General features: G+C 72.1%; 14 protein-coding genes. 12 read left to right on the top strand and 2 right to left on the bottom strand.

Annotated features, from left to right (window positions below; translation table 11 throughout):
- Window positions 1-32: 32 nt before the first annotated feature.
- The 5 genes from VME70_08320 (at window position 33) to VME70_08300 (ending at window position 8699) form a co-directional block, all read left to right on the top strand.
- Entirely contained in the window at window positions 33-2576 is a 2544-nt protein-coding gene (locus VME70_08320; protein HTW20198.1) for a bifunctional FO biosynthesis protein CofGH, read from the top strand.
- A 15-nt stretch (window positions 2577-2591) separates the two neighbouring features.
- A complete protein-coding gene (locus tag VME70_08315; protein HTW20197.1) occupies window positions 2592-3524 on the top strand; it encodes a hypothetical protein in 933 nt (310 codons plus the stop codon).
- A gap of 151 nt (window positions 3525-3675) precedes the next feature.
- On the top strand, window positions 3676-3939 hold the full coding sequence (locus tag VME70_08310; GenBank protein HTW20196.1) for a WhiB family transcriptional regulator: 264 nt from the start codon (window positions 3676-3678) through the stop codon (window positions 3937-3939).
- A 129-nt stretch (window positions 3940-4068) separates the two neighbouring features.
- Window positions 4069-7227, top strand: coding sequence for a glycosyltransferase family 2 protein (locus tag VME70_08305; protein HTW20195.1), 3159 nt, complete (start codon window positions 4069-4071; stop codon window positions 7225-7227).
- The gene (locus VME70_08300) at window positions 7224-8699 is read left to right on the top strand and encodes a DUF5719 family protein (protein HTW20194.1); all 1476 of its coding nucleotides are present in this window, start codon (window positions 7224-7226) and stop codon (window positions 8697-8699) included. Before VME70_08305 ends, VME70_08300 begins: the two co-directional genes overlap by 4 nt.
- A 15-nt stretch (window positions 8700-8714) precedes the next feature.
- On the opposite strand, the gene VME70_08295 is transcribed toward VME70_08300, so the two are convergent.
- The gene (locus tag VME70_08295) at window positions 8715-9155 is read right to left on the bottom strand and encodes a metallopeptidase family protein (protein HTW20193.1); all 441 of its coding nucleotides are present in this window, start codon (window positions 9153-9155) and stop codon (window positions 8715-8717) included.
- 88 nt (window positions 9156-9243) lie between these two features.
- Between VME70_08295 and VME70_08290 the strand changes: the two genes are divergently transcribed.
- From VME70_08290 to ahcY, 6 genes are all read left to right on the top strand, one after another.
- Window positions 9244-9618, top strand: a complete 375-nt coding sequence (locus tag VME70_08290) for a DUF3499 domain-containing protein (GenBank protein ID HTW20192.1) — start codon at window positions 9244-9246, stop codon at window positions 9616-9618.
- Between the two features lie 122 nt (window positions 9619-9740).
- Window positions 9741-9992 carry a hypothetical protein gene (locus VME70_08285; protein HTW20191.1) on the top strand — a complete coding sequence of 84 codons (252 nt, stop codon included), beginning with the start codon at window positions 9741-9743 and terminating at the stop codon, window positions 9990-9992.
- Between the two features lie 40 nt (window positions 9993-10032).
- Window positions 10033-11388, top strand: a complete 1356-nt coding sequence (locus tag VME70_08280) for a phosphomannomutase/phosphoglucomutase (protein HTW20190.1) — start codon at window positions 10033-10035, stop codon at window positions 11386-11388.
- 50 nt (window positions 11389-11438) lie between these two features.
- Window positions 11439-11624 carry a Trm112 family protein gene (locus VME70_08275; GenBank protein ID HTW20189.1) on the top strand — a complete coding sequence of 62 codons (186 nt, stop codon included), beginning with the start codon at window positions 11439-11441 and terminating at the stop codon, window positions 11622-11624.
- Window positions 11621-12772, top strand: a complete 1152-nt coding sequence (locus VME70_08270; GenBank protein HTW20188.1) for an SIS domain-containing protein — start codon at window positions 11621-11623, stop codon at window positions 12770-12772. Before VME70_08275 ends, VME70_08270 begins: the two co-directional genes overlap by 4 nt.
- A gap of 53 nt (window positions 12773-12825) precedes the next feature.
- Complete coding sequence (gene ahcY / locus VME70_08265) at window positions 12826-14253, top strand: adenosylhomocysteinase (protein HTW20187.1); 1428 nt, start codon at window positions 12826-12828, stop codon at window positions 14251-14253.
- A gap of 72 nt (window positions 14254-14325) precedes the next feature.
- On the opposite strand, the gene VME70_08260 is transcribed toward ahcY, so the two are convergent.
- Window positions 14326-15198, bottom strand: coding sequence for an RDD family protein (locus VME70_08260; protein HTW20186.1), 873 nt, complete (start codon window positions 15196-15198; stop codon window positions 14326-14328).
- Window positions 15199-15217: 19 nt separating this feature from the next.
- Here VME70_08260 and VME70_08255 point away from each other — a divergent pair, with 19 nt between their 5' ends.
- Window positions 15218-16228 (top strand): stage II sporulation protein M, encoded by a 1011-nt coding sequence (locus VME70_08255; protein HTW20185.1) that lies wholly within the window; start codon window positions 15218-15220, stop codon window positions 16226-16228.
- Window positions 16229-16411 lie beyond the last annotated feature (183 nt).

Here is a 16411-nt window from a genome sequence, read left to right as displayed (position 1 = left end):
TGCAGTCTTGCCTACCGCGTAGGGTCGACTGCATGCAGCGGCCCGATTCGACCGCGGGGGCCGGCGGCAACGCCCTGCGTCGGGCGCTGCGTCGTGCGGACGACGGCAAGGCCCTTGACCGCACCGAGGCCGAGGTCCTGCTGCAGGCGCGGGGAGCGGACCTCGACCGGCTTGCCGGGATCGCCTCCCGGGTGCGGGACGCCGGCCTTGCCGCGCTCGGCCGCGCGGGCACGGTCACGTACAGCCGCAAGGTGTTCGTGCCCCTGACCCGACTGTGCCGTGACCGCTGCCACTACTGCACCTTTGCCACGACGCCGGGCCGGCTTCCCGCGCCGTACCTCACGCCGGACGAGGTGCTCGACATCACCCGTCGTGGTGCCACGGCGGGCTGCAAGGAGGCGTTGTTCACCCTCGGCGACAACCCCGAGGCGCGCTGGAAGCCCGCGCGGGACTGGCTGGACGCGCACGGGTTCGACTCGACCCTGGGCTACCTGCGCGCGATGGCCATCCGGGTGCTGGAAGAGACCGGTCTGCTGCCGCACCTCAACCCGGGGGTCATGACGTGGCAGGACCTGCAGCGCCTCAAGCCGGTCGCGCCGTCGATGGGCCTGATGCTCGAGACGACCGCTGACGTTCCCGCACATCGCGGCAGCCCGGACAAGGTGCCGGCGGTGCGGCTGCGCACGATCGAGGACGCCGGCCGCAGCAACATCGCGTTCACGACCGGGCTGCTCATCGGCATCGGCGAGTCGACGGCCGACCGGGTCGAGTCGATGTTCGCCCTGCGCGCGCTCGCACGGCAGTACGGCCACATCCAGGAAGTCATCATCCAGAACTTCCGCGCGAAGCCGGACACGGCGATGCGCAGCTCGAACGATCTCGACCTCGACACCTACGTCGCGACGATCGCCGTCGCGCGAATGGTCCTGGGTCCTCAGGTGCGAGTCCAGGCTCCGCCCAACCTGGTCGACCTCGACGAGTGCCGCCGGTTGCTGCGAGCCGGCATCGACGACTGGGGTGGTGTCTCGCCGCTCACCCCCGACCACGTCAACCCGGAGCGACCGTGGCCGCAGCTCGATGAGCTCGCCCGGGTCAGTGCGGACTGCGGATACGCCCTCACCGAGCGGCTCACCGCGCATCCGCGGTACCTCGAGGAGCCGTGGCTCGACCCCCGGTTGCGCCCGCACGTCGCGGCCCTTCGCGACCAGCACGGGCTGGCCCGGACCGATGCACGGCCGGCCGGCATCCCCTGGCAGGAACCGGACGGCGGATGGGATGACGCCGGGCGCGTCGACCTGTTCGAAGCGATCGACACCGAGGGGCGGCGCGAGCAGGCGCGGTCAGATGTCGACACCGCGTACGGCGCATGGGATGCGGTGCAGGTCAGCGACGCGGCCCGTCGGCGGGGGAGTGCGGTTGCCGAGCCGGCCGGCGTGGCCCGCCTCGGCCGCGAGTTCGCGGCTGCGTTGCGGCAGGCCGAGTCCGACCCGGCCGGGCTGTCCGACGCCGCCGCGCTCGTGTTGTTCGAGGCGCTCCCGGGGGCTGAGATCGACGCGCTCGCACGGCTCGCCGATGACCTGCGCCGCGACGCGGTCGGTGACACCGTCAGCTACGTCGTCAACCGCAACGTCAACTTCACCAACGTCTGTTACACCGGCTGCCGGTTCTGCGCCTTCGCGCAGCGGCGTACGGACGCCGACGCCTACACGCTGTCACTCGATGAGGTGGGCGCTCGTGCCGACGCGGCGGCACTCGTCGGCGCGACCGAGATCTGCATGCAGGGCGGCATCTCGCCGGAGCTGCCGGCAACGGCGTACTTCGACTTGGCCCGGGAGATCAAACGGCGGCAGCCACAGCTGCACCTGCATGCGTTCAGCCCGATGGAGGTCGTGAACGGTGCCGCACGGATGGGCCTGTCGATCCGTGACTGGCTCATCGCCGCGATGGAAGCCGGCGTCGACTCGTTGCCGGGCACTGCGGCGGAGATCCTCGACGACGAGGTCCGGTGGGTCCTCACCAAAGGCAAGTTGCCGGCCGCAACCTGGGTCGAGGTCGTCACCACCGCGCACGCGCTCGGGCTGCCGACGACCTCGACGATGATGTACGGGCACGTCGACACCCCGGCGCACTGGGTCGCCCACCTGAAGCTGCTTGCGCGCATCCAGGCCGAGACCGGCGGCTTCACGGAGTTCGTGCCGTTGCCGTTCGTGCATCACAACTCGCCGATCTACCTGGCCGGCCTTGCCCGGCCGGGTTCGACTCGCCGCGAGGACCGCGCGGTTCATGCGATGGCGCGCATCCTCCTGCACGGGCGGATCCGGCACATCCAGACCTCGTGGGTGAAGCTCGGCGGCGAGGGCTGTGTCGAGATGCTGCGCGGCGGCGTCGACGACCTCGGCGGCACCTTGATGGAGGAGACGATCAGCCGGATGGCCGGCTCGCAGCACGGGTCGCGCCGTACGCCGGCCGAGCTCGAAGCGATCGCAGCCGCGGCCGGGCGCCCGGCCCGGCAACGAACGACCTTGTACGGCGACGTCGTGTCACCCGGGCGAACGGAGCTCAACGTGGCAGGCTGATCGGGTGACCTGCGCATGACGACGAAGACCCCACGCCAGCGAGCCGGAGCGAACGGCTCCGCCTCGAGCGCCGACCGCACCATCGACCTGACCGACCGGATCCTTGCAACGACCGATGACGCCGTCGAGGCGCGGCTGGCCGCCATCGAGACCGCGCTCGGCCGGCTGCAGGACGCGGTGATCGACGGTTTCGCCGACCTGCGGACGCAGGTCGCCGGCGAGGTCGATGGCGCCATGACCCGGCTGGAACATGCCAACGCGGCGGTCCGGGCGAGCTTCGCGGCCGACCTCGCCGCGGTCCGCGCGGATCTCGCCGACGCGCTGGTGGAGGTCCGCGGCCAGGTCGAGTCCACGGTCGGCACCGCCAACTCGGCGATCGCGGCCACGCTCGATCAGCACGGTGCCGCCGCGCACAGCGTCCTCGAGGCGGTCGAGGGCGAGGTCAAGGCCGGTCTCGGTGAGATGAGCCGGTCGCTGGCCAACCAGCTCGGGGCCATCCGTGGCGTGACCGGAACCCTCGGCGGCAGCACCGAGCGGCTGGTCGGTGCCGGGCAGGCGCTGCTGGCCTATCTGGGCGAGCGCGACCAATGGCTCGAGCGCGAGCGCGATCGCGTGCTTCACGACGTCCTCGAGGAGTTCGCCGCCGGCCTGTCCGGGCGCGGGCGCCGCTCGCTCACCACCAGGATGCGCGACGTCGTCGAGCGCCGGCGCGACTCCCGTGACGCCGAGCGCTACCGGCGTGGCCAGGACGGCGCACCGGTGCTGTCGATCCCGTCGGTGCCACCGGAGCTGGCGGCGCTTTCCGAGCCGGCGGTGGCGGAGCGGGTGGCGGAGCCGATCTCGGCGGACCAGGCACCCACCAAAAAGCCCGAAAAGGGTACGAAACCGGGCAAACGCTCGGCACGAAACGGGCAACGCGTACCGGGCTCGGCGGCCGAACCGCACTGAGCAGTTCGGGCAATACCACCGTTGCTCTTGACTTACCGGCTACGACGCGCGTGTAATTCCAGGCGTGTTATTCGCCGAGACGCACCATCGTGCTGACCCTGACCCGCTGACCACCATGGACCGGGTGCACGGGCAGCGACATGGAGGCGCTATGACCGAGCCGCTGATCCTGCTGGGTCCCGACGAGCAACCCGAACCCCTGCCGTGGCAGGAAGAGGCGTTGTGCGCGCAGACCGACCCGGAGGCCTTCTTCCCGGAGAAGGGTGGATCGACCCGGGAGGCGAAGCGGGTGTGCAGCCGGTGTGACGTGCGCGGCGAGTGCCTCGAGTACGCGCTCGCGCACGACGAGCGGTTCGGCATCTGGGGCGGGCTGTCCGAGCGCGAGCGCCGCCGGCTCAAGCGCCGCGTGGTCTGACCGTCCGCTTCCCGCTCTCCCTGCCCGCACGCACCGGCCGCTCCCGGCCATCGAGCGGGCGAGCATGGCCGGGTGGCATAGGCTGAGCCGCTGCCGACGGACCCGGCAGCCGCTTGCGATGACCTCCTGATGACCCAGCCGCCGCCCCGTACCCGCCATCGGGGGCACCGCGTGAGCGCGGTCCTCGTGTCCCATGACGGCGCGCAGTGGCTGCCCGACGTACTCGAGGCGCTCGCCGCGCAGACCCGGCCGCCCGACCGTCTGGTCGCCGCTGACACCGGCAGCACCGATGACTCGCTCGACCTGGTCCGGGCGGCGCTGGGACCGGACTGCGTGGTCGAGCTCGCTCGCGACGTGCCGTTCGGCGCGGCGGTGCAGGCCGGGCTCGACTCGCTAGTGGCGGTGCCGGACGCCGGGCCTGACGACGCCGAGCCGGTCGAGTGGATCTGGCTCGTGCACGACGACTGCGCTCCGGCGCCGGGTGCCCTCGACGAGCTGCTGGTGCGGGTCACCCAGTCGCCGTCGGTCTGGCTGGTCGGGCCAAAGGTTCGAGGGTGGGGCGGCGCCCGGCTGCTCGAGGCCGGGCTGACCATCGACGCGACCGGCCATGTGGACACCGGCATCGAGGGCGTGGAGCTCGATCAGGGCCAGCGCGACGACGTCGACCAGGTCCTCGCGGTCGGCACCGCCGGTGCCCTCATCCGCCGCGACGTCTGGGACCGGCTCGGCGGTCTCGACCCGGCGTGGGCGGCGTACGCCGATGACATCGACCTCGGCTGGCGGGTGAACGCAGCCGGCGGCCGGGTCGTGGTCGCGACCCGGGCGATCGTCCGGCACGCCCGTGCACAGACCGTCGGCCGGCGGGAGGTGGCGAGCGAGCACGGCTCGCCACTGGTCGCCCGCCGGCGGTGTGGCATGCAGGTCGTTCTCACGAACACCGCGCCGTGGCTGGTGCCGTTGCTGCTCGCTCGGTATGCCGTCGGTGGCCTGTTGCGAGCGCTCGGCCTGCTGGTCGTCTCCCGTCGACCGGCCCGGGCGGGTGCCGAGCTCGCCGCTGTCGTCGAGGTCTACCTGCGGCTGCCGATGATCGCGACCGGACGACGTGACCGGTCCGGGCCGCGCCAGGTCGGACATCACCAGCTGCGCCAGCTGCTGCCGCGGGGCGCGAGCCGTTGGCGCTCCTCTCCGTTCCGGATCTCGCGCCCCGCCACCGCGCGCGTGACCGCATCAGGACGCAGTACGTCCGCCGAGTCCGGACCGGTTTCCGAGGAAGCCGAGTCGCTTCAGCTCGACCAGAGCCTGCTCAGCCGGTTCCTGCGCCGGCCCGCGTCGCTGCTCTTCGTGCTGATGGCGGTGCTCGCCCTCGTCGCCGACCGGCACCTGCTGACCGCGGTGTTGCACGGCGGGCGGTTGCTCCCCGCGCCCAACGGGGCCAGCGATCTGTGGTCGACCTACCTGGCGACCTGGCACCCGTCGTCGCTCGGTTCGGTCACCCCGGCGCCGCCGTCGCTTGCCATCCTTGCGGCGCTGTCCACGGTCGCGTTCGGCAAGGTCTGGCTGGTCGTCGACATCATCCTGCTCGGCGCGGTGCCGCTCTGCGCGCTCAGCGCGTTTGTCGCCGCCCGTGCTCTGACCTCCGCGGTCCGGGTCCGAATCTGGGTCGCGATCGTCTACTCGCTCCTGCCGGCGGTGACCGGCGCGGTCGCCGGCGGACGCATCGACGTCGCGGTGGCCGCGATCGTTTTGCCGTTGGTCATTCGCGCCGCGGCGTCTGCTGTTCGTCTCGAGGTCCGTGGCTGGCGCCGCGGGGTCGCCGCCGGGCTGTTGCTCGCTGTTGGGACCGCCTTCGCGCCGTTGCTGTGGGTCCTCGCGGCGGCAGCGCTGGTTCTGGCGGTCGCGCTCTGTCTGCTCGAGCCGGACCGGCGGCGGACCGCCGCCGCGCGACTGGTCCCGGTGGCGGCGATTCTCGTCGTACCGCTGCTCGTCCTCGCGCCATGGAGCGGGTACGTCGTCCGGCACCCGAAGGTGCTGCTCGCCGGCGCCGGGCTGCCGGAGTTCTACACCGCGCAGCACGCGCCTTCCGGGCTCGACCTCGTGCTGCTGCATGCCGGCGGTCCCGCGCAACCGCCGCTGTGGATCGGCGTGCCGCTGCTGCTCGCCGCGTTGCTCGGCCTCACCCGGCGCAACCGGATCCTGGCCGCGCGGATCGGAGCCGTGCTGCTCGTGGGCGGTGTCGGTGTCGCGGTGTGGGTGACCCGGACGAGCGGCGTGACCGCAGGGCTGCCGGCCACCCGGCACTGGCCGGGCCTGGCGTTGCTCGTCGCCGGCGCGGGTGCGCTGATCTCGGTGCTCGTGGCCGCGACTGGAGCCCGGCCGCGACTGCGGCAGCAGAGCTTCGGCTGGCGGCAGCCGACGGCGGTCCTGCTCGTGCTCGCCGCGCTCGCGGCGACCGGCGACCTCGCGGTCGGCTGGATGGTGCGCGGAGCCGGTCGCCCGCTCACGTCCGCGAGTGCGCGGGTGCTCCCGCTGTTCGTGCAGTCCGAGCTCGGGCTCAAGCCCACCTCGCCCCGCGCCCTCCTGCTCACGGTGGACGGACCCGTCGTCTCCTATGCGGTCGTGAGACGGCCCGGTGGTCCGGTGCTCGGCGACGCGGACACTGCCCCGTCGTCGACGACGTCGGCCGCAGCCGGATCGGCGGCGGCGCGCCTTGATGCCGCGGTCCGGGACCTGGTCGCGGCCCGGCCCGGTGCCGGCTCCGAGCTGGTGCCGTTCGACATCGGGTACGTCGTCGTCCCGTCAGCCAGCGCGGGGCAGCTTCGCTCGGCGCTCGGCCGGGCGACGTCGCTGACCGTGGTTCCCGCCCCCGGTGCGACCGTGTGGCGATCGACCGCGCCGACCAGCGAGCTCAGCATTCTTCGGGGCGGCGCGGTTGCGACCGCGCTCGACGGGCGCGTGCCGGTCCGACCCGACTCGGTGCCGCTCGCTGCGCGGTCGGGATCGGCCGACGTGGTCACCGCGCCCAGCCCGGGCGGCGCGCTCGTTGTGCTCGCCGAACCCGCGGACCGCGGATGGCACGCGACGCTTGACGGCAAGCCGCTGGCCCGCCGGACCGCGTACGGCTGGGCGCAGGCGTTCGTCCTGCCACCGACGGGTGGCCGGCTGCGGATCGACTTCGACGGCAGCACGCGGCACTGGTGGCTGATCGCCGAGCTGGCCGTTCTGGTGGTGGTGTGCGGCTTGTCCCTGCCCGGTCGCCGGCCTGACGACGACCCGGACGGTGTCGCGTGAGGCGCCCGCCGATCGTGGCGAGCGCCGTGGCGGTGGCGCTGGTCGCGCTCGGCGTGGTGGGCGGCATCACCGGGTCGACCGCCGCCAAGGTGGTCGCGGCGCACGCTACGACGGCGCCGATCACCGCCGGCACGCTGGTGTGCCCGGCGCTCGACGGCGCCCTTCCGGCCACCTCGACCAGCGTCGTCGCCGCAGACTTCGCCGGCTCCTTGTCGCCGCCCTCGACGAGCGCGGGGACCGTGCGCTCCACCGTGCTGGCGGGCAAGGCCAGCAAGACCACCGCGCTCTCGCTCGTACCGGCTGCGATCCTGCACAGCACGCCGAAGGTGAACCAGACCGTGGCGATCTCCGCGTCCGGTTCTGTTGCCGCGTCCCTCGCGGCTGACGAGGTGGGGCTCACCAGCGCCGGACGCTTCCGCGGGTTGTACGGCGTGAACTGCGTCGCACCGGCCACCGACTGGTGGTTCGCGGGCGCGGACGGCCGGGTCGGGTACACCGACGCGTTGATCATCGCCAACCCCGGTCGCACGGCGTGTGAGATCTCGATCTCGCTGTGGGGTGTGAAGGGGCCGCTTCAGGCCCCCACCGTGTCGTCGGTGCGGGTGCCCGCCCGCACCGCTATGCGTGTCTCGGTGGCCTCGATTGCGCCGGATGCGCCGACGCTCGCCGTACACGTCCATGCCTCGAGCGGCGCCGTCACTGCCGCGCTGATCGATCGACGCTCGTCGGGCCTGAAGCCGGACGGGTCGGACTTCCTGCCCGCGACTGCCGCGCCGGCCCGCTCGGCCGTGGTGCCCGGCTTCGCGCCCGGCCCGGGTCAGCGCCAGCTGGTGCTGGCCGACCCCGGGACCGTCGACGCGACGGTCAACGTCCGGCTGGTCACGCGGTCGGGTTCGTTCGTGCCGGTCGGCAACAACCAGATCGTCGTGAAGGCCGGGCACACCCGGGTGGTCACCTTGGACAAGGCGTTCGCCGGCACGACCGGCGCGGTGGCGCTGACCAGCGACCAGCCGGTCGTCGCGCAGGGCTTGTCGGTGACCACGGCGCCCCGGCCGCGCCGGCCGGACCTGATGTGGCTGGCCGCAGTACCTCCGCTGGTCGGGTCGACGGGAATCGCCGACGGGCGCGAGCCGGACGGCGGCAGCTGCTCGCTGCTGCTGTCCGCTCCCGAGGGGCGGGCCGAGGTCACGATCAGGACGCCGTCGGGCCGGACGTCGACGATCAGCATTCCGGCCGGCCGCAGCGTCGACGTCGACATCACCTCGACGATCCGTCCACCGGCCGGGCGGGCGGGGTCGGGAGTCTGGCCGTTCGTCGTGACGGCGGTCGGGTCGGCTCCGGTGTACGGCGTGCGGGTGCTGCAGTTCGGCGGCGCGCATGGCGCGCTCATCACCGGCGAGCCGCTGATCGCGCTGCCGACGCCTACGGTTCTGCCTTCGGTGCGCTCGGACCCGGCACTCGCGACCCGCTGAGCCGCGGCCGTCGGCTCAGGCCGGCGGCTCGGCGTCCCCAAATCCCGGGTCCACGACGTCCGGGTCGAGGCCGAGGTAGTTCGCGACCACGTGGACCACGACGTCGTGGACCAGGTCCTCGAGATCCTCGAGGTTGTGGGCCCGGAGCTCGATCGGCTTGCGGTAGAGCACGATGTGCGTGCGTCCGCGTGGCGGCCCGGGCAGGATCTGGGCGAGCAGGACGCCGGCCGACTCGATCGCCCCTTCGGTGGCGGCCTGCTCGCTGCCGAGCTCGGCGCCGGGCACCAGGTCGACCGCGAACTCGACGTCGGCGAGTTGTTCCTGCCACCGGTGCTCGACGTGCTCCACCGCGTCGCTCGCGATCCGGTCGAACCGATCCGCCGGGGAGGCCGAGATCGGCACGCCGGAGCGAACCAGCGGGCCGCGAATCCCTCGGCCGTGGCGGTCGCGGTGCACGCGATGCAGCGTAGGAGGTCCGCGACACGGATCGCGTTCGCGGCCAGGGTGATAGGTGCGGGTGGGTGGCGACCGGTACGGTCCCGTCGTGAGCCCTCTGCGCCGCTGCTCGCGGACCGCGTGCGCCCGCCCGGCGGTGGCGACGCTCACCTACGCGTATTCCGACTCGACCGCGGTCGTGGGCCCGCTCGCGACGTACGCGGAGCCGCACTCCTACGACCTGTGCGAGGTGCACGCGCACGGGCTCACCGCGCCCCGGGGGTGGGAGGTGCTGCGCCTCGACATCGAGGCCGACCGGCTGCCCGGCATCGACGACCTCGAGGCGCTCGCGGACGCGGTGCGGGAGGCCGCTCGGCCCGGCCCCCTCCCGGCCAAGGACCCGGCGCCGGCCGAAGCCGGCGAGCCGGGTGATTTCGGGCGGCGCGGGCACCTTCGGGTGTTGCCGGCCCCCAGCGAGTCCTGATGAACCGACGCCGGCTTCTGGCGATCTGGGCGGTTTGAGCCGAACCTCCCCATTCTCAAGGAACCGGGCACTCGCGCCGATGGGAAGGCAACCCCAGTCGCCCACCCGGGAGCACGCACGCCATGAAGTCGACCAAGACCCCAGCCGTCCCTGAGCAGCCGTCCTCGCTCACCCGCCGGGGTGCCCGCACCGGTGCCGAGTGCCCGAGCTGCGGGAGCGAGCGCCTGACCTCGCTGTCCATGACGCTCACCGACGGCACCATCGTGAGCTTCTCCTCGTGCCACAACTGCGAGCACCGCACGTGGGCCGACGGCAGCGGCCGGTTGGACATCGCCGACGTGCTGAGCCGCGCGACCAAGCGCAAGGCGAGCTGAGACTCTCAGCGCTGCGCGCCGTTGGGCTAGCGTCGTTGAGGTGCCTTCCCGCCTCGAAGAGATCGTCAAGGCTTACGACATCCGGGGAATCGTCCCCGACCAGCTGAACGCGTCGATCGCCCGGGACGTGGGCGCGGCGTTCGTTCGCTGCGTCGACGCCGGCCAGGTCGTCATCGGTCACGACATGCGGGAGTCCTCGCCCGGACTCGCCGCGGCGTTCGCGGAGGGCGCGACCGCCCAAGGCGCGGACGTCATCGCGATCGGGCTGGCGTCGACCGACCTGCTGTACTTCGCGGCCGGGCATCTCGATGTCCCTGGCGCGATGTTCACCGCCAGCCACAACCCGGCGCGCTACAACGGGATCAAGCTGTGCCGCGCGGGGGCGGCACCGGTCGGTCAGGACACCGGTCTGGCCGACATCCGGAGCATGGTGGAGCAAGGGGTTCCGGCGTACGACGGATCGCCCGGCTCGGTGAGCGAACGCGACCTGCTGCCGGACTACGCGAGCTACTTGAAGGACCTGGTCACGGGCATCCGTTCGATCCGCCCGCTGAAGGTGGTGGTCGATGCCGGCAACGGGATGGGCGGGCTGACCGTCCCGGCGGTGCTCGACGACCTGCCGCTCACCGTGACGCCGATGTACTTCGAGCTGGACGGGAGCTTCCCCAACCACGAGGCCAACCCGATCGAGCCGGCGAACCTCGTCGACCTGCAGGCGAAAGTGGTCGAGACCGGTGCCGACCTCGGGCTGGCGTTCGACGGGGACGCCGATCGCTGCTTCGTGATCGATGAGCTCGGCGCGGCGGTCTCCCCGTCGGCGCTCACCGCGTTGATCGCGACTCGGGAGCTCGCCCGTGCGCCCGGCAGCAGCGTGATCTACAACCTCATCACGTCGCACGCGGTCCCCGAGATCGTCCGCGAGTACGGCGGCGTGCCGGTCCGGTCACGGGTCGGGCACTCCTTCATCAAGGCGACGATGGCCGAGACCGGCGCCGTGTTCGGCGGCGAGCACTCCGGTCACTTCTACTTCCGCGACTTCTGGCGCGCCGACTCGGGCATGCTCGCCGCGCTGCACGTCATCGCCGCCTTGGGCGGGCAGGACGAGCCGCTGTCCGTAGTGGTGGAACGGTTCAGCCGCTACGAGAGCTCGGGCGAGATCAACAGCGAGGTCGACGACCAGGCGGCAGCGACCGCTGCGGTGCGCGCGGAGTTCGCGGGCGAGGATGGCGCGACGGTCGACGAGCTCGATGGGCTGACCGTCGAGCTGGCCGACGGCTCCTGGTTCAACCTGCGGCCGTCCAACACTGAACCGTTGTTGCGCCTCAACGTGGAGGCCACCACGGCAGCCGGCGTCGACGCCCTTCGGGACCGCGTGCTGGCGATCGTCCGGCGCTGAGCCGCCCGGCCGCGCGCGGCGTTCGGGCGCCGGTGTCTAGGGTTGAGCGCGTGGACCTCGACCCTGCGCTGCTTGCGATCCTGGCCTGCCCGAACTGTCGCGCCGAGCTTCGCGTCGACGATGCCGCCGAGGAGCTGGTCTGCACCGGCTGCGGCTACGCCTACCCGGTGCGCGACAACATCCCGGTCCTGCTCATCGACGAGGCTCGCCGCCCGGACGGCGCGGCCTCGGAATGACCGAACCGGACCTCGACCGGCTTGACGACGTCGCAGGTCTCACGGCGGCCGACCCGCAGGACATGCTGCGCGCGGTCGCGACCTCCGCGGCCCAGATCCGCGCCTCGCTGACCGCCACGCGGGAGGCCGCACTGGCGCCGCTCGGCCTGGACGAACGCCCGCGCGCCATCGTCGTCGCCGGCATGGGCGGGTCGGCGGTCTCCGGAGACGTGCTGGCGGCGGTCGTCGGGCTTGGCTGCCCGGTGCCCGTCGTGGTCCACCGCGGTCCCGGGCTGCCCGGTTGGGTCGGCGCGGCCGACCTCGTCGTCGCCGTGTCATGCTCCGGGGGTACGGCGGAAACGCTCGCCGCCGCCGGCGAGGCGGTGCGCAGGCACGCCCGGTTGCTCGGTGTCGGATCGGGCGACTCGCCGCTGGAGGCGCTGTGCAGCTCCGGCGGCGGAAGCTACGTGCCGGTGACCAAGCAGCTCTCGCCGCGCTCGACGATGTGGGGACTCGTCGTACCCCTGCTGGTCGTTGCCGAGCGGTTCGGGCTGGCCGACCTCGGCGTCGCCCACGCCCACTTGGAGGCCGCTGCGGTTCAGCTGGAGTCGCTCGCCACGTTGTGCGGGCCGGATCGCGAGTCCTTCCTCAACCCCGCGAAAGCCCTGGCCGCCGAGCTGTCGGGCGCGCTGCCAATGGTCTGGGGCTCCGGCCAGATGGGGCCGGTCGCCGCGGCGCGCGCGGTGAACCAGATCGCGGAGAACGCCAAGCTGCCAGCGATCGCGGGCGCGTTGCCGGAGGCGGCGCACAACCAGGTCGTCGCGTTCGACGGACCGCTCGCCGCCGGCGACCCCGACGACGATCTGTTCCGCGACCGGGTCGACGAGGCTGCGCCGTACCGGGTGCGGCTGGTCCTGGTACGCGACGACGCCGGCGAGCCGGCAGCGACGCGACTCGCCGACGTGTGTGCCGAGCTGGCCGGCCGGCGCGGCGTCGCGGTGTCGGAGATCAGTGCCCAGGGCGCCGGCGCGATCGAGCGGTTTGCCTCACTGGTCGGCCTGCTCGACTACGCGAGCGTCTACCTCGCGCTCGCCTACGGGATCGATCCGACCCCGATCGCTCCGATCGACGAGCTCAAGCTCGCGATGCGCGATTCCCCTACCCTGTGAGAGATCGCGCGCAGCGTTCATCCCTGCCGCTGCCACCCTGCTGAGGAGTGTCCATGGACTACCGCGTCGCCGATCTTTCGCTGGCCGAGTTCGGTCGCAAGGAGATCACGCTCGCCGAGCACGAGATGCCCGGCCTGATGGCGATGCGGGCGGAGTACGCCGACGCGGCTCCGCTGTCCGGCGCTCGCATCACCGGCTCGCTGCACATGACGGTGCAGACCGCGGTGCTGATCGAGACGCTCGTCGCGCTCGGCGCGCAGGTGCGCTGGGCCTCCTGCAACATCTTCTCGACCCAGGACCACGCAGCGGCCGCCGTCGTCGTCGGCCCGAACGGCACCGTTGACGCACCGGCCGGCGTACCCGTGTTCGCCTGGAAGGGCGAGACGCTCGAGGAGTACTGGGCGGCGACCGAGTCCGCGTTGCGCTGGCCGGACGGCGGTCCCAACATGCTTCTCGACGACGGTGGTGACGCGACACTGCTCGTGCACAAGGGCGTGGAGTTCGAGAAGGCCGGAACCGTGCCCGACCCGTCGACGGCGGACAGCGAGGAGTTCGCCGTGGTGCTCCGGCTGCTCACCCGCTCGGTCGCCGAGGACGCTCGGCGCTGGACCGAGATCGCCAACGGCATCCGCGGCGTCACCGAGGAGACCACGACCGGTGTGCACCGGCTCTACCAGATGCACGAGCGCGGCGAGCTGCTCTTCCCCGCGATCAATGTCAACGACTCGGTGACGAAGTCGAAGTTCGACAACAAGTACGGCTGCCGGCACTCGCTCATCGACGGCATCAACCGCGCCACCGACGTGCTGATCGGCGGCAAGGTCGCCGTCGTCTGCGGGTATGGCGACGTCGGCAAGGGCTGCGCAGAGTCGCTGCGCGGACAAGGGGCCCGAGTGGTCATCACGGAGATCGACCCGATCTGCGCGCTGCAGGCGGCCATGGACGGTTACCAGGTCGCCCGGCTCGAGGACGTCGTCGGGACCGCGGACATCTTCGTCACCGCTACCGGCAACTACAACATCGTCATGGCCGCCGACATGGCGCGGATGAAGCAGGGCGCGATCGTCGGCAACATCGGCCACTTCGACAACGAGATCGACATGGCCGGCTTGTCGAGGCTGGACGGCGTGCGCCGTGTGAACATCAAGCCCCAGGTCGACGAGTGGTTCTTCGCGGACGGGCACTCGATCCTCATCCTCAGCGAAGGCCGGCTGCTCAACCTCGGCAACGCCACCGGTCACCCGTCGTTCGTGATGAGCAACTCGTTCACCAACCAGACCATCGCCCAGGTCGAGCTGTTCACGAAGACCGAGGAGTACCCGGTCGGCGTGCACGTGCTGCCCAAGCACCTCGATGAGAAGGTCGCGCGGCTGCACCTCGATGCGTTGGGCGTTCGGTTGACGACGCTTCGCCCCGACCAAGCGGCCTACATCGGGGTCCCGGTCGACGGCCCCTACAAGCCGGACTCCTACCGCTACTGACCGCGAGGTCGTCGCGGGGAGCGAGGCGGCCGGCGACGGCGGGCAGCGACGGCGGTGATCGCCGGGGACTGGCTACCCAGGGGGAAGGTAGCCGTCGGGGGTGGGCGGCGCCGTCGTCGCGGCTGCTGCGGGATCGGGACCTTGGTAGGGCCAGGCGGGTTGTGCCGGCGTGGCTTGCTGTGGGTGCCACGGTGGCGGAGATGCTGTCATCGCGCGGCGGCGGCGTTCGGCGAGGACCGCGGCAAGCACCGCCCAGTTCGGCGTTCCCGGCGGCGGCGGGCCGACCCGGTTCGTGACCTCGGTGGCGATCTGCTGCTCCAGCGTGGCTCGGGCGTCCGGCGTGAACTGCAGCGCTCGGCTGAGGTACTGGCGCATGCGGAGCGCGAGCGCGTCGTCGACCCCGCTGAGGTCGAGGGTTGCCGCCCAGCCGGCCAGCGGCGGCGGCATCGCGACCGGAGCGTCGAACCCACCGGGAACGCGGTCCTGCAGCACCAGCGTGCCGGCCGCGAAGTCTCCCAGCCGCTTCTTGCGCGAGCTGGCCAGCATCGGAATGAGCGCGAGCAGGGCGTAGCTGATGCCGGGTTTGTCGAGCACCACGCCGACCAGCCCGCGAAAGAAGGCATGCCGGAACCGGATCGGCCCGCCGTCGTCGCGGACCACGCGCAGTCCCATGACCGCCTTCCCGAGCGTCCGGCCGCGCCACAGCGTCTCCATCGCGACCGGATAGCCGAGCACGACGCCGACCTCGATGACGACCAGCAGGGTCAGGAATGTCGCAATGCTTCCGCCGGGACCGAGCAGCAGAATCGCGAACAGCAGTCCGAGCTGCGCGGCCGTCACGATGGCCAGGTCGATCAAGGCGGCAATGCCGCGGGAGCCGACGCCCGCGAGTCTCAGGTCGACGGCCACCGCCTCGCCGATGATGACCTGGTCGTCGGGCTGCACCTGACTAGTGTCGTGGCCGATGGACGTCGACGTCTTCATCGCAACGCATCGCGATGAGTGGGCTCGGCTCGAGCGGCTGGTGGCGCGGGCCCGGCGGCCGCGCCGCATGTCGGGTGCGGAGGTCGAGGAGCTGGTCGACCTGTACCAGCGAGCGGCGACCCAGCTGTCGATCGTTCAGACCCGGTCGCCCGACCCGATGCTGGTTGCTCGGCTGTCCCGGATCGTTGCGGATGCGCGGGCTGCAGTAGCCGGCACGCATGCACCCGCCCGGCGGGACTTCTCGCGCTTCTTCGTGGTCGCGTTCCCGGTCGCCGTCTACCGCACCCGAGCGTGGTGGATCCCGACCGCAGTGCTCTCCCTCGCCGTGGCGACCGGCTTCGGCTGGTGGATCGCGACCCATCCCGACGTCCAACAGGGGCTGGCCCCGGCTGCCAGCGTGCGGGCGCTGACCAACGGAGAGTTCGTGCAGTACTACCACTCGGCGCCCGCACATGACTTTGCGACCCAGGTGTGGACGAACAACATCTGGGCGTCCGCGATTGCGCTGATCGGCGGGATCGCGCTCGGTCTGCCGACCCTCGTTGCGCTGTTCGCCAACATGCTGAACGTCGGCGTCGACGGCGGCTACATGGTCGCGGCCGGCAAGGCCGGCCTGTTCTTCGGGCTGATCCTGCCGCACGGCCTGCTCGAGCTGACCGCGGTGTTCGTCGCCGCCGGCACCGGGTTGCGGCTCGGCTGGACGGTTGTGGACCCGGGTCCGCGGCGACGCTCGGACGCGCTCGCGGCCGAGGTGCGCTCGACCGCGATCATCGCGTTGGGCCTGGTCGTGGTGCTCGCCGTCTCGGGCTTTATCGAGGCCTTCGTCACGCCGTCCGGGCTGCCCACCTGGCTGCGCATCGGGATCGGATGCGTCGCCGAGGCCGGCTTCCTGACCTATGTCTGGGTGTTGGGGCGCCGTGGGGTCGCGGCCGGCGAGACCGGTGATCTCGACCCGGCTGCGCGCGGCGACCTCGTCGAGGTTGCCGGCTGACCGTCGCAGGGAGTACGCCGGCTCAGAGCCGGCCGGCGGCCTTGAGGTCGAGGTATGCATCGGCTACCCGGGACGCGAACTGCGCCGGCGGGGCGGCGGTCACCAGCACCTCGCGCCGGCGCAGTGCCGCGGCCAGCGTGCTGCGCTCGGCGCGGGCTCGTTCTGCCGCGGCGGCGGAGTAGG

The organism is Mycobacteriales bacterium (genome assembly GCA_035504215.1).
Taxonomy (GTDB): domain Bacteria; phylum Actinomycetota; class Actinomycetes; order JAFAQI01; family JAFAQI01; genus DATAUK01.
Note: the sequence above shows the minus strand (reverse complement) of the source record. Positions and strands in the feature narration are given on the sequence as shown.

Coding starts and splice junctions, on each gene's coding strand:
- VME70_08270 (HTW20188.1), top strand. CDS start 11,621: ATGACCGAACCGGACCTCGACCGGCTTGACGACGTCGCAGGTCTCACG.
- VME70_08315 (HTW20197.1), top strand. CDS start 2,592: ATGACGACGAAGACCCCACGCCAGCGAGCCGGAGCGAACGGCTCCGCC.
- VME70_08310 (HTW20196.1), top strand. CDS start 3,676: ATGACCGAGCCGCTGATCCTGCTGGGTCCCGACGAGCAACCCGAACCC.
- VME70_08255 (HTW20185.1), top strand. CDS start 15,218: ATGGACGTCGACGTCTTCATCGCAACGCATCGCGATGAGTGGGCTCGG.
- ahcY (HTW20187.1), top strand. CDS start 12,826: ATGGACTACCGCGTCGCCGATCTTTCGCTGGCCGAGTTCGGTCGCAAG.
- VME70_08305 (HTW20195.1), top strand. CDS start 4,069: ATGACCCAGCCGCCGCCCCGTACCCGCCATCGGGGGCACCGCGTGAGC.
- VME70_08320 (HTW20198.1), top strand. CDS start 33: ATGCAGCGGCCCGATTCGACCGCGGGGGCCGGCGGCAACGCCCTGCGT.
- VME70_08285 (HTW20191.1), top strand. CDS start 9,741: ATGAAGTCGACCAAGACCCCAGCCGTCCCTGAGCAGCCGTCCTCGCTC.